General features: G+C 60.3%; 22 protein-coding genes and 2 pseudogenes. 14 read left to right on the top strand and 10 right to left on the bottom strand.

Annotated features, from left to right (window positions below; genetic code table 11):
* The first annotated feature begins 361 nt into the window (after positions 1–361).
* The 4 genes and pseudogenes from I5961_RS23170 (at position 362) to I5961_RS23160 (ending at position 2818) form a co-directional block, all read left to right on the top strand.
* Positions 362–720 (top strand): annotated as a pseudogene (locus I5961_RS23170) (DUF6124 family protein).
* Positions 721–853: 133 nt separating this feature from the next.
* Entirely contained in the window at positions 854–1081 is a 228-nt protein-coding gene (locus tag I5961_RS23165) for a hypothetical protein (protein ID WP_227233490.1), read from the top strand.
* 147 nt (positions 1082–1228) lie between these two features.
* Positions 1229–1510 (top strand): annotated as a pseudogene (locus I5961_RS28935) (PAS domain-containing protein); the annotation flags it as partial.
* A 243-nt stretch (positions 1511–1753) separates the two neighbouring features.
* Positions 1754–2818, top strand: coding sequence for a methyl-accepting chemotaxis protein (locus tag I5961_RS23160; protein WP_413541600.1), 1065 nt, complete (start codon positions 1754–1756; stop codon positions 2816–2818).
* On the opposite strand, the gene I5961_RS23155 is transcribed toward I5961_RS23160, so the two are convergent.
* From I5961_RS23155 to norR, 5 genes are all read right to left on the bottom strand, one after another.
* Positions 2815–3564 carry a YkgJ family cysteine cluster protein gene (locus I5961_RS23155; RefSeq protein WP_227233486.1) on the bottom strand — a complete coding sequence of 250 codons (750 nt, stop codon included), beginning with the start codon at positions 3562–3564 and terminating at the stop codon, positions 2815–2817. The genes I5961_RS23160 and I5961_RS23155 overlap by 4 nt on opposite strands.
* An 87-nt stretch (positions 3565–3651) precedes the next feature.
* Positions 3652–3969, bottom strand: a complete 318-nt coding sequence (locus I5961_RS23150; protein WP_085701773.1) for a hypothetical protein — start codon at positions 3967–3969, stop codon at positions 3652–3654.
* Positions 3970–4140: 171 nt separating this feature from the next.
* Positions 4141–4599, bottom strand: a complete 459-nt coding sequence (locus I5961_RS23145; protein ID WP_227235634.1) for a GNAT family N-acetyltransferase — start codon at positions 4597–4599, stop codon at positions 4141–4143.
* A 27-nt stretch (positions 4600–4626) separates the two neighbouring features.
* Positions 4627–5529 (bottom strand): chemotaxis protein CheV, encoded by a 903-nt coding sequence (locus I5961_RS23140; protein ID WP_085700816.1) that lies wholly within the window; start codon positions 5527–5529, stop codon positions 4627–4629.
* 123 nt (positions 5530–5652) lie between these two features.
* Positions 5653–7206, bottom strand: a complete 1554-nt coding sequence (gene norR / locus I5961_RS23135) for a nitric oxide reductase transcriptional regulator NorR (RefSeq protein ID WP_085700815.1) — start codon at positions 7204–7206, stop codon at positions 5653–5655.
* Between the two features lie 163 nt (positions 7207–7369).
* Here norR and hmpA point away from each other — a divergent pair, with 163 nt between their 5' ends.
* From hmpA to I5961_RS23090, 9 genes are all read left to right on the top strand, one after another.
* The gene (gene hmpA, locus I5961_RS23130; RefSeq protein ID WP_227233485.1) at positions 7370–8551 is read left to right on the top strand and encodes an NO-inducible flavohemoprotein; all 1182 of its coding nucleotides are present in this window, start codon (positions 7370–7372) and stop codon (positions 8549–8551) included.
* Between the two features lie 223 nt (positions 8552–8774).
* Positions 8775–9335 (top strand): ester cyclase, encoded by a 561-nt coding sequence (locus I5961_RS23125; RefSeq protein WP_085701770.1) that lies wholly within the window; start codon positions 8775–8777, stop codon positions 9333–9335.
* Between the two features lie 25 nt (positions 9336–9360).
* Complete coding sequence (locus I5961_RS23120; RefSeq protein WP_007956723.1) at positions 9361–9870, top strand: disulfide bond formation protein B; 510 nt, start codon at positions 9361–9363, stop codon at positions 9868–9870.
* A gap of 824 nt (positions 9871–10694) precedes the next feature.
* Entirely contained in the window at positions 10695–11636 is a 942-nt protein-coding gene (cyoA, locus tag I5961_RS23115) for a ubiquinol oxidase subunit II (protein WP_085606895.1), read from the top strand.
* Between the two features lie 3 nt (positions 11637–11639).
* Positions 11640–13670: a cytochrome o ubiquinol oxidase subunit I gene (cyoB, locus tag I5961_RS23110; protein ID WP_085699894.1), complete on the top strand. Its 2031-nt coding sequence runs from the start codon at positions 11640–11642 to the stop codon at positions 13668–13670.
* 3 nt (positions 13671–13673) lie between these two features.
* Positions 13674–14300 carry a cytochrome o ubiquinol oxidase subunit III gene (locus tag I5961_RS23105; RefSeq protein WP_007956720.1) on the top strand — a complete coding sequence of 209 codons (627 nt, stop codon included), beginning with the start codon at positions 13674–13676 and terminating at the stop codon, positions 14298–14300.
* Positions 14300–14635, top strand: a complete 336-nt coding sequence (cyoD, locus tag I5961_RS23100) for a cytochrome o ubiquinol oxidase subunit IV (RefSeq protein ID WP_011335842.1) — start codon at positions 14300–14302, stop codon at positions 14633–14635. Before I5961_RS23105 ends, cyoD begins: the two co-directional genes overlap by 1 nt.
* Positions 14636–14645: 10 nt before the next feature.
* Complete coding sequence (gene cyoE / locus I5961_RS23095; protein ID WP_039765651.1) at positions 14646–15533, top strand: heme o synthase; 888 nt, start codon at positions 14646–14648, stop codon at positions 15531–15533.
* 230 nt (positions 15534–15763) lie between these two features.
* A complete protein-coding gene (locus tag I5961_RS23090; RefSeq protein ID WP_085699892.1) occupies positions 15764–16255 on the top strand; it encodes a RidA family protein in 492 nt (163 codons plus the stop codon).
* 69 nt (positions 16256–16324) lie between these two features.
* Here I5961_RS23090 and I5961_RS23085 read toward each other — a convergent pair whose 3' ends face one another.
* The 4 genes from I5961_RS23085 to I5961_RS23070 all read right to left on the bottom strand — a co-directional run bounded on the left by I5961_RS23085 (position 16325) and on the right by I5961_RS23070 (position 19147).
* Positions 16325–17029 carry a hypothetical protein gene (locus tag I5961_RS23085; RefSeq protein ID WP_227233483.1) on the bottom strand — a complete coding sequence of 235 codons (705 nt, stop codon included), beginning with the start codon at positions 17027–17029 and terminating at the stop codon, positions 16325–16327.
* Positions 17030–17202: 173 nt separating this feature from the next.
* The gene (locus I5961_RS23080) at positions 17203–17727 is read right to left on the bottom strand and encodes a hypothetical protein (RefSeq protein WP_227233482.1); all 525 of its coding nucleotides are present in this window, start codon (positions 17725–17727) and stop codon (positions 17203–17205) included.
* 64 nt (positions 17728–17791) lie between these two features.
* Positions 17792–18196, bottom strand: a complete 405-nt coding sequence (locus tag I5961_RS23075; RefSeq protein WP_085699886.1) for a GNAT family N-acetyltransferase — start codon at positions 18194–18196, stop codon at positions 17792–17794.
* A 45-nt stretch (positions 18197–18241) separates the two neighbouring features.
* Entirely contained in the window at positions 18242–19147 is a 906-nt protein-coding gene (locus I5961_RS23070) for a LysR family transcriptional regulator (protein WP_007956710.1), read from the bottom strand.
* A 102-nt stretch (positions 19148–19249) separates the two neighbouring features.
* Between I5961_RS23070 and I5961_RS23065 the strand changes: the two genes are divergently transcribed.
* Positions 19250–20422, top strand: coding sequence for an aspartate aminotransferase family protein (locus tag I5961_RS23065; protein WP_227233480.1), 1173 nt, complete (start codon positions 19250–19252; stop codon positions 20420–20422).
* 51 nt (positions 20423–20473) lie between these two features.
* Here I5961_RS23065 and I5961_RS23060 read toward each other — a convergent pair whose 3' ends face one another.
* Positions 20474–22393: an alkaline phosphatase D family protein gene (locus I5961_RS23060; RefSeq protein WP_227233478.1), complete on the bottom strand. Its 1920-nt coding sequence runs from the start codon at positions 22391–22393 to the stop codon at positions 20474–20476.
* Between the last annotated feature and the right edge of the window lie 57 nt (positions 22394–22450).

The following is a 22450-nucleotide window of genomic DNA, read 5'->3' as shown; positions in this document are numbered from 1 at the left end:
GGGAATGCAGCCCGGGACGCTCCGCGTTCCATTTTCGAATGTTTAAAGATGTGTGGGATTCACTGAACCTTCCCACAAGGTTTTCAGGTTGTCCGTCGGAAGCACGCTCTCTAGTCTTTGGCTGTCGCTGCCAATTCAGCGAACAGGTGTGGAAACCTGATTTCAAGTAGTTGCAAAGCTTCTCCCCGTAACCGTTGCCGACGTCTTCTTTCGTCTGCAAACTGCGTCGCGGCGGCTGTGCGCAGGCAGACTTCGGTCTGGCCGGTTGCCTACTTATCGGTTTTCCACCCTGCGTACAGCTGCCACCTTTTGTCGTGTGGAAACGACGAGGGATGGCTCCATAGCCAAGTAGGAGTTTTTCATGGACAAACTGATACCCGATCCACCCTACGAATCCCCCACCCCCTCGAAGAAGCCATGCGCGCCGAAGACCTCGCCCGTAACCGCGAAGCCATCAAACGCGCCCTCGACTATTACCTTTGCCCGAAGCCCTCGAAACCACGCCCGAGCACGATGTACATGGTCACTCCCAACGTCGATACCGAAAGCCTGTTGGTCAATGCCTGCGAATCCCTGGCCTCGGCCAGTACCATCGCCAGCAATTTCGCCAACGAACTCACAGGCCCGCAGCGCAGTACGGCGCTCGGGATCCAGCAGATCATCATGCTGGCTGAGCTTGCAGTGAATCGGGCGCTGGATCGGGTTGATCCGCCAACGTGATCCGCTAGTCGAAGAGTCCCGAAAAGGCACCGGTCATGCCCTTTCGGGGACTCTTTAAAGTCTGCGCGCGCAGGTATACTGCGCGCCTTCGCGGCTCATCCACCGGGCCGGACTTTTGCTTCCCGGAGCTTTCATGACTTCCCCAATCGACAACGCTGTGAGCGATGTCCCGGCAGAGCTGGCCGAGGCCGGCGAATCCAAACCGACCATTCCTGCCTTCAAGTTTCCGTTCAAGCCAGGTGAGCTGGCCGCCGCCAAAGGCGCCAGGCAGCCGCAGTTCAAGGGCAAGGACGGTGACCGTCACGCCAGGACCCCGGGTGTGGCGCCGTCGGGCACGCGCCGTTCGATGGGCAAGCGCTGATTCATTCCGGCCTCGGCCGTCGCTGTGATTTTCGGTCACAGTGATGGCTAATTGCTCAGTTCCTGAGCCAGATCAACGTTTAACCGATGAGTGCGCTTAGAGTCAGCAGCCCTGCCGACTCTTTCCAATAAAACGAGCGCGCTTTCCATGAAGATCAATCTCCCGGTGACCGGGCGCAATGTTGATGTTGCGCCGGATGCGAACATTCTCTCGACCACCGATCTGACCAGCGCGATCACCTACGCCAACGACGACTTCATCAAGATCAGCGGTTACAGCCGCGATGAGCTGCTGGGCACGCCGCATAACCTGCTGCGTCATCCGGACATGCCCGCGCAGGCGTTTGCCCATATGTGGCAGACGCTCAAGCGCGGGCGGTCGTGGATGGGGCTGGTGAAGAATCGCTGCAAGAACGGTGATCACTATTGGGTCAGTGCCTATGTCACGCCGGTTACGCAGAATGGTGCGGCGGTGGAGTTTCAGTCGGTGCGCACGCGGCCGGATGCACGGCAGATTGCGGCGGCGGAGCGGGCGTATGCGCAGTTGCGCGAGGGGCGGGTGGCGCGGTGGCAGCGGCTGCCGGTGTTGGGTTTGCGGGCGAAGATCATGGCGTTGACCAGTTCGGTGCTGGCGGTGGTGCTGGGGATGGAAGCCTGGCTGCGGCCTGAATCCATGGGCATCGAAGCCGCTGCGCTGGTGGCTGGCAGTGGGGCGTGTGCGCTGGGCGTGGGTTGGTTACTGGGGCCCTTGGAGCGGCTGACCGAGCGTGCTCGGGTGATTGCTGATAACCCGTTGAGCCAGGGCATTTATACCGGGCGGCGGGATCAGTTCGGGCAGATCGAGTTTGCCTTGCAGATGCTTGAAGCGCAGGTCGGTGCGGTGGTCGGGCGGATCGGTGATGCGTCGCAACGGCTGGCCGGGCATGCGGCGCAGTTGGCCGATCATCTGCACAGCAGTCATACCAGTACGCTGGCGCAGCAGGCGGAAACCGATCAGGTGGCGGCGGCGATTCATCAGATGGCGGCCAGTGTGGCGGAGGTGGCCAGCCATGCGCAGCAAGCGTCGGTGGCGGCTGATATGGCGGGGACGGAAACCCGTGAGGGGCATCTGTTGGTCGGCGAGAGTCGCAGTGCGGTGTTGCGACTGGCGGAAGAGTTGGGCCGGGCGACAGAGGTGATTCATCAGCTCGAAGGCCACAGCAGCGAGATTTCCGGGGTGCTGGAGGTGATTCGCAGCATCGCCGAGCAGACCAATCTGCTGGCGCTCAACGCGGCGATCGAAGCGGCCCGGGCCGGGGATGCCGGGCGTGGGTTCGCGGTGGTGGCCGACGAGGTGAGGGGGCTGGCCCAGCGCACCCAGCAGTCGACCAACGAGATTCAACGGATGATCAGCACCCTGCAGAACGGTGCGCGGGATGCGGTGCTGGTGATGCAGCAGAGCAGCGAGCATGTGGATAACAGCGTCGAACAGGCGCAACGTGCGGCGCGGGCGCTGGACGGGATCAGCGGGCGGGTCGAGCAGATTACCGAGATGAGTCTGCAGATTGCCGCAGCGGTCGAAGAACAGAGCGCGGTGAGCGAGGACATCAACCGCAACATCGTCAGCATTCGCACGGCTTGCGAGCTGACTGTGGATGAAGGGCGCCAGAGCCAGCTCAACTCACAGGATGTGGCGGGGCTGGCGGGGGATTTGCGTTCGCTGGCGCGGGAGTTCTGGGGGCGGCGGCAGGGCGTTTAGGCCGCCCGCAACGAAATGAACGCGTAAGTCTGCGGCGGCTCGGACACCACTTGTGCTCCGGCCGCGCGCACTTGCCCGGCGATGTCGTCGCCGGAGACATGGAACAGCCATTCGCTGTGGCCGGCAGTCAGTGGCTGCGACGTGACCTGATCGATCACCGAGGCAAACGCGCTCATGTCCGGCAGGTATGCGGTGAACCCGTCGCCCTTGAGCGCGGTGGTGCGGATGCCGAGCAAACCGCAGATCGCATCCTTGATCCGGATGTCGTCGCGATCTGCCTGACGGGAGCGCTGGATCAGTGTCAGCAGTTCCTGATCCACCAGTTCACCACCGACGATCAGGTCCGGCCCTTGCTCCCACGACTCTGGCGGGCAGTCCTTGGCGGCAGGGTTCAGCGCAATGTGCGGATTGATTTCGGCGGGGTAGATGCGGCACACCAGCGGCCGGCGCTCGTAGATGCGGCACAGCTTGTCTTCGTCAAGATTCCGGCAGGGGCCGACGTTGTAGGCGGCAAAAGTGATTGCCACATGGGCGTCGGACATTCCGCTGCGCACCACCGCCGAACGACGTTGCGCATGTTCGCGCTGCTGTTCCGGGAGGCCCAGGCCGTTGGCGAGAAACGCCTCCACCAGCACGATCACCTGACCGCCGTCGGCCGCCCACATACGGGCTTCGGCCAGGGTCAGGGGCACATGGTGATCGGTGCAGCATTTGCCGCAGCCTACGCAGGAAAAGGTCGTATTCATTGAGCGGGCAATCTTCAATCAGGGTGTGAATCGGCGACATAAAGCCGCCGTACAGGCCCGGAGTGAAGCAAGTTGTGCGCCACTCGCTCAGGGTTTGGCAGTCGGGCGGATCGAGTCCCACTCGGTGACAAACGCGGTTTTCGACTTTTTGTTGTACAGGCACAGCTCGGTGCCTTGCTGGCCCTTCATGTGTTTTTGCGGGTACTGGCCTTGCAGCAACAGCGCGGTGTAGCCGACGCGGTCATCGAATTGCGCGGCGTTACCGACTGGTTTGGCGTTTTTCAGGCCGCTGGCCTTGGTGCAACTGGCGAGCACGGTTTTGTCGTAGGCCGCCCAGGCGTCGGGGCTGGAGGCGTGGGTCAATGGGGCGATGAGGCAAAGTACGGAGAGGGCGAGGCGTTTCATGGTTCGGGCATCCTTGGGTTCAGTCCAGGATTGGAGTATGCCTGAGCGGGGAAAGTTGTCTTGCGGCCGTCATCGCGGGCAAGCCCGCTCCCACAGGGGATTGATGACGTATTCAGATTTTGCAAACACCCGGAAACCTGTGGGAGCTGGCTTGCCAGCAATGGCAGTCTGTCAGTCCGGCACCAGTTCCCGGCGGACCACATACATTCCAGACCTTTCGTACAAGCTCAGGGCCCGATGGTTGCTCTCCAGCACCTTCAGGTCGACAAACCCTTCACGCCGATCCTGAAATACCTTGAACGCATGCAGCAGCAACGCCCGACCCAGTCCATGGCCCTGGGCGCGAGGATGCACCACCAGATTCTTGATGTAGGAACTGGTCCAGCATTGCGCCACGCCAATGACGCCTGCGGCATCGCTTGCAATGAAACACAGTGCCGGATCGTATTCCGGATCGTTTTCGAACTGCTGTTGCCAGACGTCCAGCGCCGGCACCCGACCACCGCCTTCGCGGTAGCCGATCAGCATCAGTTCATGCACGACGGCCGCGCGTTCGGCGCTGTAGGGGGTGAGTTTGGTACCGTTCGGCCATTCGATGGCCGGCACGTCCTGGTTCAGGTCGCGCCGCATCAGAAAACAGAACGTCTCGCTCAAGACTCAGTGGCCGTGAGCAGCGACATGCTTGGCCGCTTCGATCAGGCAGTGAGTCAGCTCGGGCGAGGAGAACTTGGTCAGCACGCCGTTGGCCCCGGCGAGGCGGGCCTTTTCGCTGTTCATCGCGCTGTCCAGCGAGGTGTGCAGCAGCACATAGAGGTGGGCGAAGTCCGGGGTTTCGCGCAGGGTGCGGGTGAAGGCGTAACCGTCCATCTCGGACATTTCGATGTCCGAGACAATCAGGTTGATCTGCTGCGCCGTGCCTTGCAGGTCCAGCAGGCAGTCGATGGCTTCCTTGGCGCTGCGCGCGGTATGGCACTGCAGGCCGAGGTTGCGCAGGGTGTGCACCGATTGCTGCAGCGCCACCTGACTGTCGTCGACCACCAGGATTCGCGCGTTGCCCAGCACTTCGGCGTCTTCCATGCTCAGCTCGGTCGGGGCCATTTCGATCTGCGCCGGGGCGATGCCGTGGATGACTTTTTCGATGTCCAGCACCTGTACCAGCGTGCCGTCCACCGAGGTCACGCCGGTGATGTAGGCGCGCGAACCGCCGGAGCCGAACGGCGGCGGTTTGATGTCGGTGGTCAGGCAATGCACGATCTTGCTCACCGCCTGTACGTGCAGACCCTGTTTCGAACGGCTGACGTCGGTGACGATCAGGCAGCCGCCGTTCGGGTCTTCCAGCGGCCGCTCGCCGATGGCGCGGCTCAGGTCGATCACCGACAACGAAGCACCGCGCAGAGTGGCGATGCCTTTGACGTGCGGGTGCGACTCCGGCAGCTTGGTCAGCGGCGGGCAGGGGATGATTTCACTGACCTTCAGCAGGTTGATCGCCATCAGCTTGCCGCTGCGCAAGGTAAACAGCAGAAGCGAAAGTGAATCTGCGCGGGCTTTGTTGGAAGACATAAAAACCTTCTGTGGAAAAGGTGAGCGGCGATCGCACGGATCGCCAGCAGGTATCGATGCCGGGTTATCGACTTGTAACCGGCAGGCTTTAGGGATTCTGGCGCCAATCCGACGGCGGGACTTTTATTTCATCCCCAACCGCTTGGCCAGCCGCCCCAGGTTCGCCCGGTCCAGCCCCAGTTCGCGGGCGGCGCTGGCCCAGTTGTCCTGATTGCGCTCAAGCGCTGCACTGATCAACTGCCGCTGATACTGCTCGGTGGCTGCACGCAGGTCACCGCTGATCAATGGCGCAGTGGCAGTCGCTTCAGACGGCGCCGGCGAGTTATCCACAATCTCGCGCGGCAGATCGAGATCCATCGCGCTCAAGCTGAGGATCTTCGGCCGCACCTTGCAGTTACCCAGCGCCTTCAGTGCGCTGCGTCCGATCAAATGCTCCAGTTCCCGCACATTGCCCGGCCAGGTGTAGGCCAGCAGCGCTTCCTGGGCGTCGCTGTTCAGGCGCAGGCTGTTAAGGCCCATGCGCGAGCGGTTCTGCTCCAGGAAATAGCCGCTGAGCAGCAACACGTCGCGCCCCCGGTCACGCAGTGCCGGCACCCGCAACGGGTAGACGCTGAGGCGATGGTAGAAGTCGGCGCGGTAGCGGCCGCTGCGCACTTCTTCGGCCAGGTCGCGGTTGGTCGCGGCGATCAGGCGCACATCGACCTGATGCTCCTTGTCCGAACCCAGACGTTGCAACTGGCCGCTCTGCAACACCCGCAACAGCTTGGCCTGGACGGTCAGCGACAACTCGCCGACTTCATCCAGAAACAGCGTGCCGCCGTTGGCCAGTTCGAACTTGCCGCGTCGGTCGCTGGTGGCGCCGGTAAAGGCGCCGCGCACATGGCCGAACAGTTCGCTTTCCACCAGCGTGTCCGGCAGGGCTGCGCAATTGAGGCTGATGATCGGTTTGTCGGCGCGCTTGGAAGCGGCGTGGATCGCCTGGGCCACCAGCTCTTTGCCGACCCCGGTTTCGCCGGTGATCAGCACGGTCAGGTCGCTGCCACCGACCAGATTGATTTCTTCCACCAGCCGTTTATGCGCCTTGCTCTGGCCAATCATTTCGCGGTTCTGCTGGCCGCTGGCCTGGCGATAGACCTCGGCGCGCTGGTGTTCGTCCTCGGCACGAATCGCCAGGCGCTCAATGCGTTCGGCGGCATTGACCGTGGCCGAGGCGAGGCTGGCGAAGGCTTGCAGGGCGTCGAGTTCGATCGGTTCGAAACGTTCGGGATCGAGGGCGTCGAGGGTGATCAGCCCCCAGAGTTTTTCATCGACGAACAACGGGCAACCGAGGCAATCGTGAACTTCGAGGTGATCGTCGAGGCCGTCGACCAGTCCGTCATACGGATCGGGCAGATCGCTGTCGGCGGCGAAGCGGGTGGGCCCTTCGCCGGCCAGCAGCACTTCAAAACGCGGATGTTCGCTGACCTTGAAGCGGCGGCCGAGGGTATCGGTACTCAAACCGTCCACCGCCAGCGGCACCAGCCATTCACCGTCGAGACGCAGCAGGGCCGCAGCGTCGCACGGCAGCAGGGCGCGCATGGCTTCGAGCAGGCGTCGGTAGCGCTCGCCTTCGGGCAGTTCGCGGGACAGGTCGGAGACCAGTGGGAGCAGGGCGGTGAGCAATGATTTGGCGGACATAGATTTGTAGTCAAAGAGACATGTTGTAGTCGAAGCGACTATAGAGGTGTTTGTGTCGATCTGACTACATACTTTTCAAGTGATTGATTTGTATAGAAAAAATAGTTGGCACGAATACTGGAATGGATAAGGCACTTTTAGAGAAAGCTCAGGAGTCACCCTTATGCTTAGCGTCCAGGATCGTGCCATCGTCAAATCCACTGTGCCTCTGCTGGAAAGCGGCGGTGAAGCGCTGATCACCCATTTCTACCGCATGATGCTCTCCGAATACCCGCAAGTCCGCCCGCTGTTCAACCAGGCCCACCAGGCCAGCGGTGACCAGCCTCGCGCCTTGGCAAACGGCGTGTTGATGTACGCCCGTCACATCGATCAGCTCGACCAATTGGGCGATCTGGTGGCGAAGATCATCAACAAGCACGTGGCCCTGCAAATTCTGCCCGAACACTACCCGATCGTCGGCGCCTGCCTGCTGCGCGCGATCAGCGAAGTGCTCGGCGAAGAGATCGCCACCCCGCAAGTGATGAGCGCCTGGGGCGCGGCCTACGGTCAGTTGGCCGAGATCCTGATCGGCGCCGAAACCGCCATTTATGACCAGAAAGAGCAAGCCGTCGGCGGCTGGCGCGGGGCGCGGGAGTTCATCGTCGCAGCCAAGGTCGAAGAGAGTGCGGAAATCACTTCGTTCTACTTCGAGCCGGCGGACAAGGGCCCGATCCTGGCAGCCGAGCCCGGTCAGTACATCGGCATGAAGCTGATGCTCGACGGCGAAGAAATCCGCCGTAACTACTCGCTGTCGGCCCTGGCCAACAAAGGTCAGTACCGCATCAGCGTCAAGCGTGAACCGGGTGGCCGAGCTTCCAATTATTTGCACGATCAGTTGCATGTCGGTTCCAGCATCCAACTGTTCCCGCCATCGGGCGAGTTCACCCTGACTGCCAGCGACAAACCGTTGGTGCTGATCAGCGGCGGCGTCGGTATCACGCCGACGCTGGCGATGTTGGAAGCGGCACTGGAAACCGAGCGTCCGGTTTACTTCATCCACAGTGCCCGCAACGGCAGCGTGCATGCGTTCCGTGACTGGATCGACGGGCTCGCCGCGCGTCATCCGCAGCTCAAGCGCTTCTATTGCTACGCCGAAGATGACGGCGTGAGCCCGGCGGCGGACAAGGTCGGGTTGTTGAGCGAGGAGCAACTGGGCGAGTGGTTGCCGGCGGAGCGTGATGTGGACGCCTACTTCCTTGGGCCCAAAGGCTTCATGGGGGCGATCAAGCGTCATCTGAAGGCGCTGGGCGTGCCGGAGAAGCAGAGCCGGTATGAGTTCTTCGGGCCGGCTGCTGCTCTGGAATAATCCGGAATCGAGTCGCCTTCATTCGCGAGCAAGCTCGCTCCCACACTGGAATGCAATCCGTTGTGGGAGCGAGCCTGCTCCGGGCGGCGATCCGACGATTGGCCGTTATGCGGTCTTGATTCTTAAATTCTGTTTAAAGGTTAATCGTTTCTTAACCGGTTTATCGTTTATTCCCCGATGCTGATGATAGGCGCTCGTTCGTTTACATGATCAGGATCGCCCCATGTCGCACTTCGCCTCTTCCCGTCGTTTCAGCCTGGCCACGTTGGGCCTGTCGGTTGCCTTGCTGTCCAGCCCGTTTGCCTTTGCCGAGTCTGCCTTGATCGAACCCCGGACCCTGATCGTCGATCAGAGCCTGCCCAAGGCGCAGCGTGATGCGATGGAACTGGCGGCACGGCGTTACGGCAGTTTCTGGAACACCGGCGAAGAGGCGCTGGCCACTGCGGCCCTGTCGCCGCAGTTTGTCGACAAGACCCCGCCGGAAGGCCGGGTGCAGGGGCCGACCGGGCCACTGCTGGCATCGAAGTTCTTTCGCACGGCGGTGCCGGACTTGAGTTGCGAGATCGAGCAAATGATCGTCGCCGGGGATCGCGTGGTGGTGCATCTGCACTTTCGCGGGCATTTCACCGGCACGTTCAAGGCTCTCAAAGGGCAGGGCCAGCGTGTAGACTTCCGGGCTACCGATATCTATCAGATCGACAACGGTCGCATCGCGGCCAATTGGCATATCGAAGACAACATCAGCCTGATGGCGCAACTGCAAGCGCAGCCGCCGGCCAGCTGAACCATGGACATGAAAGGGAAACGCGATGAGCGAGGAAACGATTCGATTGGGACGTGAACGGCGCTATCTGGTGTTGCTGGGCATCATCTGCCTGGCGCTGATCGGCGGCGCGCTGTACATGCAGATCGTGCTGGGCGAGGCACCGTGCCCGCTGTGCATCCTGCAGCGTTATGCGTTGCTGCTGATCGCGCTGTTCGCGTTCATCGGCGCGGCCATGCGTACCCGCCGCAGCATCACGGTGTTCGAGGTGCTGGTGGTGATTTGTGCCATCGCCGGGGCCGGTGTTGCCGGGCATCACGTGTACACCCAGTTTTATCCGGCGGTGAGTTGCGGCATCGATGTGTTGCAGCCGATCGTCGATGATCTGCCGCTGGCGAAGATCTTCCCGCTGGGCTTCCAGGTCGACGGTTTCTGTTCGACGCCGTACCCGCCGATCCTCGGCCTGTCGCTGGCGCAATGGGCGCTGGTGGCCTTCGTGCTGGTGGTGATTCTGGTGCCGCTGCTGACCTCGCGTAACCGAAAAGCACTGCGCTGAATCAATTTTTCGGCGCTTGCGCCGATAAAACAAACGCCTCGATTTGCAGTGATGCGACTCGAGGCGTTTTGCATTTCAGGGTCTGTGTGAAAACACCGTGACGAACGGCAAGGAAGGGTGCGACAGGTGTGCGACATGTTGTCACACACGCCCTGTCGCAGGGCGATTCACAGGGCCGGATTGGAGTGCTGTTACAAAAAAGGATTGGTCTGTTTCAGCGTTTTTCGGTTTTTGCACGCGTGTGCCGGATCAGGCAGTTTTAACAGACTCCGACAGATGGCCAAAAGCCTTGGCATATCGGGCTTTGCGCGGATCGCGCGGTGGGAAAAAGCCCTCGGAGCTGTCTGAACTGATGCCGATAGGCCTACATTTTTTGGTGTTTTTGTTGAGAATCGATTTCGATAACATGCGGAACTTTTGCAAAAACGGTGATGGATTGTTGCTCTGAGCGATAAAAATTATTTCGGGATAAGACATGGTGTATAGGGCGCTACCTATCTACAATCGCCCGCACTGAATTCCCGGCACTGTTCAGCCTTTATTAAGGAGGCGAGCAGGAAGTCGGGTGTCGAGCAGCCGAGAGGCATGCGAGACACCCAGGTGTCGGTGCCTTCCAACTTTCCGCACCAAATGGAATTGGTCTGTAACAAGGCCTTTGACCACGAATTCGAATAAGAACTGAACGCTGTCCCAGGTTTTGTCGAGCGTCTGACGCGCGACGGGCGGCCCTTATTCAATCCAAAGAAAATGCCAACCCTTGGCAGGGTGAAGTGTTGGCGATCAAAACCCAACTGCATTGCGCAAGCTGCTTTAGAGGTCGTGAGATGAGTAAAAACAGGTACCCCAGATTACTAGGCCTAGTGCCGCTGCTCGGCACGTTGTTGCTGGGAGGCTGCAACATGACCTTGCTCAATCCAACGGGCCAGGTCGGCCTGGAACAGCGCAACCTGATCATCACCGCTACGCTGCTGATGCTGTTGGTTGTTGTGCCGGTCATCGTCATGACCTTCCTGTTCGCCTGGAAGTACCGCGCCTCGAACAAGAACGCCGTCTACACCCCGAAATGGTCGCACTCGACCAAGATCGAAGTGGCAGTCTGGACCATCCCGGTCCTGATCATCATTGCCCTGGGTTACATCACCTACAAGTCGACCCACTCGCTGGATCCGTATCGTCCGATCGAATCCGACGTCAAGCCGGTGACCATCGAAGTGGTCGCGCTGGACTGGAAGTGGCTGTTCATCTACCCGGAACAAGGCATCGCCACGGTCAACAAGATCGTGTTCCCGGCGCACACCCCGGTTAACTTCCGGATCACTTCGGACGCGGTGATGAACTCGTTCTTCATCCCGGGCCTGGGCGGCCAGATCTACGCGATGGCGGGCATGACCACCAAGCTGCACCTGATCGCTGACCGCAACGCTGAAATGGACGGTATCTCCGCCAACTACAGCGGCGCTGGTTTCACCGGTATGAAATTCAAAGCGATCGCAACTTCTCAGGAAGATTTCGACGCCTGGGTAAGTGAAGTCAAAAAGGCACCTAAACAGCTTGAACCAGCTGAATACGCAGCCCTTGCCAAGCCAAGCCAGAACAATCCAGTCGAGCTCTACTCCTCGGTCACGCCGAACCTGTTCCAGACCATCGTCGACAAGTACGAAGGCATGAAACCGGGCAAGCCGCTGAAGCACGAGAAGAAAGAGAAAGAAGTGGCGGCAACGGATATGGACTCGAATTCGCATTCAGCTGCCGGGGCAGAGGAGTAAACGATGTTTGGTAAATTAAGTTGGGAAGCGATCCCTTTCCACGAGCCGATCGTGATGGTCACCATCTCGATGATCGCGCTCGGTGGTCTGGCGTTGTTCGCTGCAATCACCTACTTCAAGAAGTGGACTTACCTGTGGACCGAGTGGCTGACGTCGGTCGACCACAAGAAAATCGGCGTGATGTACATCATCGTCGCCATGGTCATGCTGCTGCGCGGCTTTGCCGACGCCATCATGATGCGTACCCAGCTGGCCATGGCCACCGAGGGTTCGCCTGGCTACCTGCCACCTGAACACTATGACCAGATCTTCACCGCTCACGGTGTGATCATGATCATCTTCATGGCGATGCCATTCTTCACCGGCCTGATGAACCTTGCAGTGCCGCTGCAGATCGGCGCGCGTGACGTTGCGTTCCCGTTCCTGAACTCCCTGAGCTTCTGGCTGCTGGTGTCCGGCGTCGTGCTGATCAACCTGTCCCTGGGCGTCGGCGAATTCGCCAAGACCGGCTGGGTTGCCTATCCACCGCTGTCGGGTCTGCAATACAGCCCTGGCGTGGGGATGGACTACTACATCTGGGCGCTACAGCTATCGGGTCTGGGTACAACGTTAACCGGGGTTAACTTCCTGGCGACCGTGCTGAAAATGCGTACCCCGGGCATGAAGCTGATGGACATGCCGATCTTCACCTGGACCTGCACCTGGGCAAACGTTCTGATCGTGGCTTCGTTCCCGATCCTGACCGCTACCCTGGCACTGCTGACCCTTGACCGTTACATGGATTTCCACATTTTCACCAATGAACTTGGTGGCAATCCAATGATGTACGTCAACCTGTTCTGGGCGTGGGGCCACCCTGAGGTTTACATCCTGATCCTGCCGGCGTTCGGCATTTTCTCGGAAGTCATCTCGGCCTTCACCGGCAAGAAACTGTTCGGCCACCACTCGATGATCTACGCCTCGGGCGCGATCTCGGTACTGGGCTTCATGGTTTGGCTGCACCACTTCTTCACCATGGGTTCGGGTGCCAGCGTCAACGCCTTCTTCGGTCTGGCGACGATGCTGATTTCCATCCCGACGGGTGTGAAACTGTTCAACTGGCTGTTCACCATCTACCAGGGCCGTCTGCGCTTCACCAGTCAGGTTCTGTGGACCCTGGGCTTCATGGTGACCTTCGCCATCGGCGGCATGACCGGCGTACTGCTGGCCATCCCGGGTGCTGACTTCGTTCTGCACAACAGCCTGTTCGTGATCGCTCACTTCCACAACGTGATCATCGGCGGCGCGGTATTCGGCTACATCGCAGGCTTCGGCTTCTACTTCCCGAAAGCGTTCGGCTTCAAGCTGCACGAAGGCTGGGGTAAAGCAGCGTTCTGGTTCTGGATCTCGGGCTTCTTCGTCGCGTTCATGCCGCTCTACGCTCTGGGCTTCATGGGCATGACCCGTCGTCTGAACGCCACCACCAACCCTGAGTGGGTACCGTACCTGTACGTTGCCATGTTCGGTGCGATCCTGATCGCTGTGGGTATCGCTTGCCAGCTGATCCAGCTGTACGTGTCGGTACGTGACCGCAACAAGCCGGAAAACATGTGCGAACACGGTGACCCGTGGAATGCCCATACCCTGGAATGGTCGACCTCGTCGCCACCTCCGTTCTACAACTTCGCTGTACTGCCAAAAGCAGACTGCATCGATCCGTTCACCGAGGCCAAGGAAAACGGTACCGCGTACAAGGCTCCGGCCAAGTACGAACCGATCCACATGCCGAACAACACCGCCACTGGCGTGGTAATGGGCGCACTGCTGACCGTGTTCGGTTTCGCGATGATCTGGCACATCTGGTGGTTGGCGATCGCCAGCCTGGCCGGCACTGTCATCTACTTCGTGATCCACGCAGCACGTGACGATCAGGGCTACATGGTGCCGGTCGATGTGATCGAGCGCATCGAAGCCGAGCAGCACAAGCGTCTGGTAGCGGCCGGGAAGATCCCTGCTTCCGCAACCCGTGTTGAAACCAAGTTGGAACAGGCTTAAACAATGTCGAACTTAGTGACCAATGCTGGACACGCCCATGGTCATGACCATGGGCACGATGACCATCACCACGACTCGGGCGAGATGACCGTATACGGTTTCTGGCTCTACCTGATGACCGACTGCATTCTGTTTGCGTCGATCTTCGCGGTGTACGCGGTACTGGTAAACAACGTCGCCGGTGGCCCGTCGGGCCACGACATCTTCGAACTGCCATACGTGCTGGGCGAAACCGCTCTGCTGTTGTTCAGTTCGATCACCTACGGCTTCGCCATGCTGGCGTTGTACAAGGGTAAGAAGCAGCAGGTTCTGGGCTGGTTGTTCATGACCTTCCTGCTCGGCGCAGGCTTCATCGCCATGGAGATCAACGAGTTCCACCTGCTGATCTCCGAGGGCTTCGGTCCTAGCCGTTCGGGCTTCCTGTCGGCGTTCTTCACGCTGGTCGGTACCCACGGTCTGCACGTGTCCGCCGGTCTGATCTGGATGGGCATCATGATGTACCAGGTCAACAAGCACGGCCTGACGGCGACCAACAAGACCCGTCTGAGCTGCCTGAGCCTGTTCTGGCACTTCCTGGACGTGGTGTGGATCTGCGTATTCACCGTTGTTTACCTGATGGGGACCCTGTAATGGCTAATGCACACTCCCATGACAGCCATGATGCTGGCCACGGCAGCGTAAAGTCGTACGCCATCGGCTTCATCCTGTCGGTAATCCTGACCGTCATCCCGTTCGGCCTGGTGATGTACCCAACCCTGCCGAAGTCGACGACGCTGGCAATCGTCCTGCTGTTCGCCGTGATCCAGGTGATCGTTCACCTGTATTACTTCCTGCACCTGGACCGTTCCATCGCTCAACGTAACAACGTGATTGCGTTCGTCTTTACGGCCATCGTGATCGTGCTGCTGGTCGGTCTGTCGCTGTGGATCATGTTCAGCATCCACACCTACATGATGGCGAAGTGAGGTAAACCCGATGTCGCTCAAGCACTTTATCCAAATCACCAAACCGGGGATCATTTTCGGTAACGTGCTTTCTGTGGCAGGCGGGTTCTTCCTGGCCTCGAAAGGGCATGTAGATCTGGCGGTGTTCCTGGCCGCCATGATCGGCACTTCCCTGGTCGTGGCCTCCGGTTGCGTGTTCAACAACTGCATCGACCGCGACATCGACCTGAAGATGGAACGCACCAAGAACCGGGTGCTGGTCCAGGGCTTGATCTCCCTGAAACTGGCCCTGGTCTATGCGACCGTCCTGGGTGTCGCCGGCGTTGCGTTGCTGTACAAGGTGGCCAACCCGTTGGCTGCATTGTTCGCCGTGATCGGCTTCATCATCTACGTCGGCTTCTACAGCCTGTACCTCAAGCGCAAGTCGGTTCACGGCACGCTGGTGGGCAGTCTGTCGGGCGCCATGCCGCCGGTGATCGGTTACGTGGCCGTGACCAACAGCTTCGACATGGCCGCGCTGACCCTGCTGGTGATGTTCAGTCTGTGGCAGATGCCGCATTCCTACGCCATCGCGATCTTCCGCTTCAATGATTACCTGGCCGCATCGATTCCGGTGCTGCCAGTGAAGCGCGGGATCCAGGTGGCCAAGAAGCACATCCTGTTCTACATCCTGGCCTTCCTCGTGGCGACCTTGATGCTGACCTTCAGCGGTTACGCCGGCATGAGCTACCTCGCCGTCGCCGCGGCCATGGGCATGTACTGGCTGTACATGGCCTGGACCGGCTACAAGGCGGTGGATGACACGGTCTGGGCACGCAAGCTGTTCGTGTTCTCGATCTTCACCATCACCGCGCTGAGCGTCATGATGTCCCTGGACTTCAAGGTGCCGACCGAGCTGCTGCTGACGTACGCGCCGTAAGGTTCGAACGTTGTACGAGAAACCCCGTTCATCGAGAGATGAGCGGGGTTTTTTGTTGCTCGGATGCTGGAGAAACGACGTCAATTGTCGCCGACAGACCTTCTCCCGAAAGGGCGCGGTAACCAGCCATTCTCCCGAAGCGACTCGCTCGAAATCGACAGGTTGCGGTCGGTAGGCAAAAGCCCTAGATTCGGATCCAACGACATGCATCGATCAAGAGGCTGGGCGAAATGACTGAGAGGATGACCTGCGACGAGCGCTTCATTGCCCTTGCAAAAGAGCTGAATTACGACATCAATGGCGAGAACACGGTGGGCGGCAATTACGCGCCGCTGGTGCGTCATCGCGATGAGCTGTACATCAGTGGCATGGTGCCGCGCACCGAGGGCAAGATTCAGTATCCCGGCCGGGTCGGGCTGGAGCTGACGCTCAAGGATGCGCAAGCCGCCGCGAGCATCAGCGCCATGCGTTGCCTGGCGTTCATCGTCGATGCAGTCGGTTCGCTGGACAAGGTCAGGGCGTTGTTGCGGGTCACGGTGTACGTGAAGTCCACGCCGGATTTCGTTGACCTCAGCGAAGTCGCCAACGGCGCTTCGGATGTATTCAGTTATGTGTTGGGCGATGTCGGGCGTCACACTCGCACCACCGTCGGCGTTTATCAGTTGCCGAAGAATGCAGCCATCGAAGTCGACATGATTGCCGCCGTGCACCCATCGGCATAATCGCCAACCAGAGCCCAACAAAAAGCCCCGCCTGAATTTCAGAGCGGGGCTTTTTCGTCAGCGCCGGTATTACTGGGCGGCGATGCTGTAACCGTCGAACGCGGTCTGCTGTTGCAGGGCGGTGATGATGTTCTTGCGGTTGATCGCGTGCTCGGTGCCAGCGTTGTCGACGAACGTTTCGCCTTCGATTTCCGCCTCATCGCCTTCACCGACGAAGGTGAAACCGAGGAATTCCAGCGCCTCGCGATCCACGCTCAGGCGCGAACGTGGTGTGCGCATCGGCAAGGTCACGCTGATGCCGTCCTTGCTGATGCTGAATACTTCGACGTCTTTCTTGGCGCGTGCGGCTTTGCCCTTGCCGCCGCTCGGGTTGCTGATCGCTTGATGGGTCTGGTTCAGCACTTTGAGGGCCAGGCCGTAGACGATTTCCTGGAACGCCGGATCGTCCTTGAAGCTGGACAGGATGCGGCTGATCGGGAATTTGCTGCTGAGGTCTTCGAGGGCGGCGATGTCGGCGGCCTCGGCGTCCTTCAGGCGCTTGAGCTGACCCATCAGCTCGTAGGCCTGATCGTCATCGAAGCGATCGTGAGCCTGACGGATCGCGGCACGCAGTTCGCGGATCTGCTCGCTTTCGCGGGTCGATTGAAACGCGTCGAGCACCATCTCGCTGATGATCTTCGCTTGTGGAATGTGTTGTGAAAGATTGATGGAGTTTTCGTATTCCGCTTTGGACGACAGAGTGACTACGGATTCAGCGGTGTTGAAATCGGACATTGAAATTTCACTACTTTTTTAACTTGAGATGAGACGAGAAAGCGCTGAAGGCTTTTTCAGGCCGACTAATTTAGGGGAGCGCGGCGGCGTTGTCACGGAGCAAGGGGCCGGCGGTGCCGATTATTTATCCTGATGTTTTCTGATGGGTAACCAGGCACCGCGAGCGCCCTGCGTTATTCATTGGCGACGGCATTTATCGGCAACCGCCGGGACGCCAGGTCACGCAGCGACCAGTAGAGCTTCAACGAGCGGGTACCGATCAGGCCGCACATGAAACCTGCAATACCGGACTTGAGCAGCAGCAGGTCGGGGGAGGAGGAAAGCTCCGGATGCACGTCATGCTGATAATTGAAGTAGTAGTTTGCGAAAAAGAACATCAAATACATGATCAGGGTTTTTACCGTGCCGGGCATGATCAGCCCGGTCGCGGAGTCGTCGAGCACTACGCCCCGCCGGGAGAACACCAGCCAGGCCGAGATTCCACCCAACATAAGCGAACCGAACCAGATGCTCAAAAACAAGACCGGGTTGATCGTCAGATTCACGCAGTACAGCGACCACGCGAGAAACGCCGGGGGTGTTATGAGCATTGAGGCGCGGCTTTCACGGCGAGGAGAAAATGCCTTGATACCGAGACAGACCACCAGCAGAAGAATCAGGTAAACCCGCAACGGGGTGTTTTGCAGAATCGTGAGCATTGCGCAGCATCCATGCTGGAAAAGGAGGAGGGTGGAGCATAGCCGGGGTCACGGCAACCGTCGGCTATTTCAACCGCAAACGCTCCATTGCGATCACCGATGTTTCAAACCCCAGGCTGGCAAAAAATGCCTCCGCACCTTCGCGCCCGGCACGCAGGACCCAGGTGATGTCGGTGTTGTCGCCCATCACATGTTCAACCAGCGCCCGCCCGATGCCCGCGCGCCGATGTTGCCCGTCGACCACTACCATCGACAGGTAACCGTTGGACAAACCATCGGTGAGGCCTCGGGCGAAACCGACAATCTGCTGGCCGCTCAATGCAACGGCGGTGCGTTGGGAGTTCTGGATGAGCTGGGCGAAATGCTCGGCGGTGCCGGTGCGGTGGCCCCAGCCGTGCCGCTCGAGAAACTGCCTTGCCGCCTCCACTTCCGTGGGCAGGAGGTCGCGTATTGAAATGTCTTTGTTCATTCGTTGATCCCGTCCCTGGTGTATTTCCAACAGTAGTCGCGTTGCTTACGGTCTGCCCCACATCTGCATGGCGAACTCGACGAAGCGACGCAGTTTCGGCAGCCGGTAGCGATCCGGCGCGTAGAGCAGATGCATCGGGCGGTTTGGCGGCTGGTAGTCCGGCATCACGACGACCAGTCGGCCGTCGCGCAGGTCCTGCTCCACCAGCGCGTCCGGCAGCATCACGATGCCCATGCCGGTGCGCGCGGCCTGATGCAGGCCGGCGGAGCTGTTGATCAGCATCGGGCCTTTGACGTCGACCATGATTTCTCCGTCCGGACCGCTGAGGCGCCACTGTTTTTCCACCGATTGCCAGTCATCGCCGGCGGGGTAGGCGAAGGACAGGCAGTCGTGCTGACGCAGCTCTTCAGGCGTGAGCGGCATGCCGCGTCGGGCCACGTATTCCGGGGAGGCGCAGACGGTCAGGGTGTAGTCGATCAGGGGGCGGGCGATCAGGTTGGACTGGTCGAAGTGGCCCAGTCGGAAGGCCACGTCGAGACCGCTTTCCAGCAGGTCCGGGCGACGGTTGGTCAGGATCACGTCGAGTTTGACCTGCGGACATTGCAGGGAAAACTCACTGAGCGCCGGGGCCAGACGTTCAACGCCAAAGGTCAGCGGCGCAGTAACCCGCAGAATGCCGCGCGGTTCATCCAGCGTCTGCTCGGCGAGCCGTTCGGAGTCGGCGACCAGACCGAGCACTTCCAGACAGCGCTGGTAGTAAACGCTGCCGAATTCGGTCAGCCGCTGGCGGCGGGTGGTGCGTTGCAACAGTTGCACACCGAGCCGTTGCTCCAGCGCCCGCAGGTGGTTGCCCACCATGGTCGTGGACATTTCGCACTGCAGCGCGGCCGCCGTCATGCTTCCGGACTCCACAACCTTGACGTACACGCTCATCGACTGGAACAGATCCATTATCAAGCCCGGCTTTTAAATGATTGAAGTTTTGCCGAGTTTATCCAGTTCGGGTGGATAACCATACTGCCAGCACCTCTCACCTTGCTGGAGTTTGCCGACATGACTGCCGCCCTGATGAATACCTATCAACCGCTGGACTTGAGCTTCATCAAAGGCCTGGGCACCCGACTCTGGGATCAGGCGGGCCGCGAATACCTGGATGCGGTGGCGGGCGTGGCGGTGACCAATGTCGGCCATTCGCACCCGCGCATCGTCTCGGCGATCAGCGAGCAGGCGGGATTGCTGCTGCACACTTCCAATCTCTACAGCATCGACTGGCAACAATCGCTGGCGCAGAAGCTGACGCGGCTGGCGGGGATGGAGCGGGCGTTCTTCAACAACTCCGGTGCCGAGGCCAACGAAACCGCGCTGAAACTGGCGCGTCTGTACGGCTGGCGCAAAGGTATCGAACAGCCGCTGGTGGTGGTGATGGCCAACGCGTTTCATGGCCGTACCCTCGGCACCTTGTCCGCCAGCGATGGCCCGGCGGTGCGCCTGGGTTTCAATGACTTGCCCGGGGATTTCGTCAAAGTGCCGTTCGGCGATCTTCAGGCGCTGGAGCAGGTGCAGCGCAAACATGGCCAGCGGATCGTGGCGATTCTGGTCGAGCCGATTCAGGGTGAAAGCGGCGTGCAACTGGCGCCGCCCGGCTACCTCAAGGCCCTGCGCGAGTTGTGCAACCGCCACGCCTGGCTGCTGATGCTCGACGAAATCCAGACCGGCATCGGCCGTACCGGTCGCTGGTTTGCGTTCCAGCACGAAGGCATCGTTCCCGACGTCATGACCCTCGCCAAGGGCCTGGGCAACGGCGTGCCGATTGGCGCCTGCCTGGCTCGCGGGCGGGCGGCGGATCTGTTCACCCCCGGCAGCCATGGCAGCACCTTCGGCGGTAATCCACTGGCATGCCGGGTGGGTTGCACCGTACTCGAGATCATCGAGGAACAAGGCCTGCTGGAAAATGCCAAGGTCCAGGGCGAGCGCCTGCTGACCGGCTTGGGTGTAGAGCTGGCGGACAATCCGAATGTGTTGGCGATTCGTGGGCAAGGGCTGATGATCGGTATCGAACTCAAACAGCCGATCCGCGACCTGACACTGATTGCCGCGCGGGATCATGGACTGCTGATCAACGTCACTCGCGGCAAGACGATCCGGCTGCTGCCGCCGCTGACGATTGATGAGCGGGAGGTGGGGATGATTGTCAGAGGGGTGGCTCGGGTGCTGGGCGAAAGCTGATTGTCCCGGTCGCGTCTGAAATGGCTGCCGTTTTTTCGGCAGCCATTTTTTTTAATCAGGGTAGTCCGACAAATCCGGCGCCAGCATTCGGGTCTTCGGTGCGCCGTTCGCGTTGTGCTGAATGATGTCGTTCGGCTGTCCCTGTTGATTGAAAAACACCTGGCCGATCCCCGCCGAATTCCACAGGCGTTCACCCGCTTCGGCGTGCTCGGGCACATAAGGCACGATGCGCATGCGGCGGCGTTTGGTCAGCCAGTTGAGCGGTGAGCGCGGCGAGTAGAGCCAGCGGTTGAGGCGGTCGAACCATTCCAGCAGGGTCGGCGGGAATTCGTTTTTGATGCCGCTGCTGGTGATCTGCCAGATGCGCGGGCCGGCCTTGCGATGTCGGATCAGGACTTCGTAGACGAAGGAATAATGCACGTCGCCTGACAGCACCACGTAACTGCCCGGTGTACGTGAGTGTCGGAAAATGTTCAGGATCACCTGGGCCGCGCCGCGATGGGCCATCCAGTTTTCCGCGTCCACCAGCAGGGGATAACCGCACCAGCTGAAGACTCGTTGCACGGTTTCGATCAGCTTCACACCGAAGATCGGTGCCGGCGAAACGATGATCGCCGAAGGGTGGTCGAGCAGTTCCTGCTGCAGTTCGCTCAGAGCTTCCCAGTCCAGCAGACCCGACGGTTGCTTGAGCGCCATCTCGCTGCGCCAGCGTCGGGTGCGGGTATCGAGCACCACCAGCGCCGGGCTGGTCGGCAATACGAAATGCCATTGCTGAAAACGCAGCAGTTCCTCGATCAATGCGTCCTGCACGGGCGCGTCGAGGTAGCGATCGTCACCGCTCGCGCTCAGGCCTCGGGTTTTCTCCAGCACTGCGCTGAATGCATCCGGATGGTTGCCCCAGCCCTGACACAGCATGTAGGCGATCAGCGCGTTGCCGATGATGCGTTTGGAGAACGGGTGGCCGTAGGCCGTTTCCTCCCATTGCGCGGACAGGTTCCAGTCGTCGGTGATGTCGTGGTCATCGAAAATCATCAGGCTCGGCAAGTGCGCCAACGCCCGGGCAACCTGGCCGAGTCCGGCCTTGAACCCGTCAATGCGGGTCTGCTCGAGGGCATAGCGCTTGAGGCGTTCAGTCGTCAGCGCTGGCGGTTGCGGGTTGACCAGTGCCCAAGGGGTTGGCGACCACACCAGCAAATACATCGCCATCACTTCGGCAAACGTCACGAGGTGATTGTCGGCGCTGCTGCTGGTGAAGATCGGCTTGCGCGCCCCCCCGAAGAAACGCTCGCGCAGTGTCTCGTTACCTTCCAGTGCCGGCAGCAAATCCGCACGGTGGTAGTAACTGGCCGGGTGTTCGTAGAGCTTCGCGCTGTCGCTGACCACCGCGCCTTCGAGGTGCTCCCCAAACAGGCCGAGGCGCTCGATCAGGGCATGAATTGCCCGCAGCATCGGACCGGCCACGTCATCGGCGTAAACCTGATCACCACTCATCATCAACAGCGCGGGGCGCTGCTGCGGATCAGTTTCGGCAGCCAGCAACCGGTCAACGCAGAGCAGACCGTCGGCGGCCGGATGATGCGGCTTGCGGCAGGAACCGTGGAGCAACTGGTCGATGCGCGAGCGCAGGACGAAGTTCGGGCCGCTGGCGTTGTCGTAGAGCAGGTGTGGCGCCCAGTCGGCGATGGGCTGCTGGCCATCGATCAACAGGTCGTAGTCGATGCGGGTGTCGCAGGGCAGGGCCGTTTCCAGCGCAACGTCGATCAGGTGAACAAACGCCCCGGTGCCCACAGGAATGACCGTGCATTTCCCGGCATCCAGTGGAATGTCTCCTACGCCTTGCAGGCGCAAGGTCAGCGACAGCTCGCGGCTGCCGACCAGCCAAAGCACCAGGCGCGTCGGTTCCAGTCGGCGCAGCAGTGGCCCGGCCAGAACAGCAGGCAACGGGCTCAGGTCATCAGGTGTCGCAGGCATTGGGGAAAAAGCTCAAGGCGCACAGGCCGGCGATGATAGCGCAGCCGGCGCCTTGAA

Origin of the sequence: Pseudomonas sp. IAC-BECa141 (assembly GCF_020544405.1) — a bacterium.
In the GTDB taxonomy this organism is placed as follows: domain Bacteria; phylum Pseudomonadota; class Gammaproteobacteria; order Pseudomonadales; family Pseudomonadaceae; genus Aquipseudomonas.
Note: the sequence above shows the minus strand (reverse complement) of the source record. Positions and strands in the feature narration are given on the sequence as shown.

Excerpts from the sequence above, each read along its gene's own strand:
- I5961_RS23090 (WP_085699892.1), top strand. The coding sequence starts at position 15,764 with ATGACTGAGAGGATGACCTGCGACGAGCGCTTCATTGCCCTTGCAAAA.
- I5961_RS23165 (WP_227233490.1), top strand. The coding sequence starts at position 854 with ATGACTTCCCCAATCGACAACGCTGTGAGCGATGTCCCGGCAGAGCTG.
- I5961_RS23060 (WP_227233478.1), bottom strand. The coding sequence starts at position 22,393 with ATGCCTGCGACACCTGATGACCTGAGCCCGTTGCCTGCTGTTCTGGCC.
- cyoE (WP_039765651.1), top strand. The coding sequence starts at position 14,646 with ATGTCGCTCAAGCACTTTATCCAAATCACCAAACCGGGGATCATTTTC.
- norR (WP_085700815.1), bottom strand. The coding sequence starts at position 7,206 with ATGTCCGCCAAATCATTGCTCACCGCCCTGCTCCCACTGGTCTCCGAC.
- cyoB (WP_085699894.1), top strand. The coding sequence starts at position 11,640 with ATGTTTGGTAAATTAAGTTGGGAAGCGATCCCTTTCCACGAGCCGATC.
- I5961_RS23105 (WP_007956720.1), top strand. The coding sequence starts at position 13,674 with ATGTCGAACTTAGTGACCAATGCTGGACACGCCCATGGTCATGACCAT.
- cyoD (WP_011335842.1), top strand. The coding sequence starts at position 14,300 with ATGGCTAATGCACACTCCCATGACAGCCATGATGCTGGCCACGGCAGC.
- I5961_RS23085 (WP_227233483.1), bottom strand. The coding sequence starts at position 17,029 with ATGTCCGATTTCAACACCGCTGAATCCGTAGTCACTCTGTCGTCCAAA.
- I5961_RS23150 (WP_085701773.1), bottom strand. The coding sequence starts at position 3,969 with ATGAAACGCCTCGCCCTCTCCGTACTTTGCCTCATCGCCCCATTGACC.
- I5961_RS23070 (WP_007956710.1), bottom strand. The coding sequence starts at position 19,147 with ATGGATCTGTTCCAGTCGATGAGCGTGTACGTCAAGGTTGTGGAGTCC.
- hmpA (WP_227233485.1), top strand. The coding sequence starts at position 7,370 with ATGCTTAGCGTCCAGGATCGTGCCATCGTCAAATCCACTGTGCCTCTG.
- I5961_RS23155 (WP_227233486.1), bottom strand. The coding sequence starts at position 3,564 with ATGAATACGACCTTTTCCTGCGTAGGCTGCGGCAAATGCTGCACCGAT.
- I5961_RS23120 (WP_007956723.1), top strand. The coding sequence starts at position 9,361 with ATGAGCGAGGAAACGATTCGATTGGGACGTGAACGGCGCTATCTGGTG.
- I5961_RS23160 (WP_413541600.1), top strand. The coding sequence starts at position 1,754 with ATGGGCATCGAAGCCGCTGCGCTGGTGGCTGGCAGTGGGGCGTGTGCG.
- I5961_RS23065 (WP_227233480.1), top strand. The coding sequence starts at position 19,250 with ATGACTGCCGCCCTGATGAATACCTATCAACCGCTGGACTTGAGCTTC.
- I5961_RS23140 (WP_085700816.1), bottom strand. The coding sequence starts at position 5,529 with ATGTCTTCCAACAAAGCCCGCGCAGATTCACTTTCGCTTCTGCTGTTT.
- I5961_RS23125 (WP_085701770.1), top strand. The coding sequence starts at position 8,775 with ATGTCGCACTTCGCCTCTTCCCGTCGTTTCAGCCTGGCCACGTTGGGC.
- I5961_RS23075 (WP_085699886.1), bottom strand. The coding sequence starts at position 18,196 with ATGAACAAAGACATTTCAATACGCGACCTCCTGCCCACGGAAGTGGAG.
- I5961_RS23080 (WP_227233482.1), bottom strand. The coding sequence starts at position 17,727 with ATGCTCACGATTCTGCAAAACACCCCGTTGCGGGTTTACCTGATTCTT.
- cyoA (WP_085606895.1), top strand. The coding sequence starts at position 10,695 with ATGAGTAAAAACAGGTACCCCAGATTACTAGGCCTAGTGCCGCTGCTC.
- I5961_RS23145 (WP_227235634.1), bottom strand. The coding sequence starts at position 4,599 with ATGCGGCGCGACCTGAACCAGGACGTGCCGGCCATCGAATGGCCGAAC.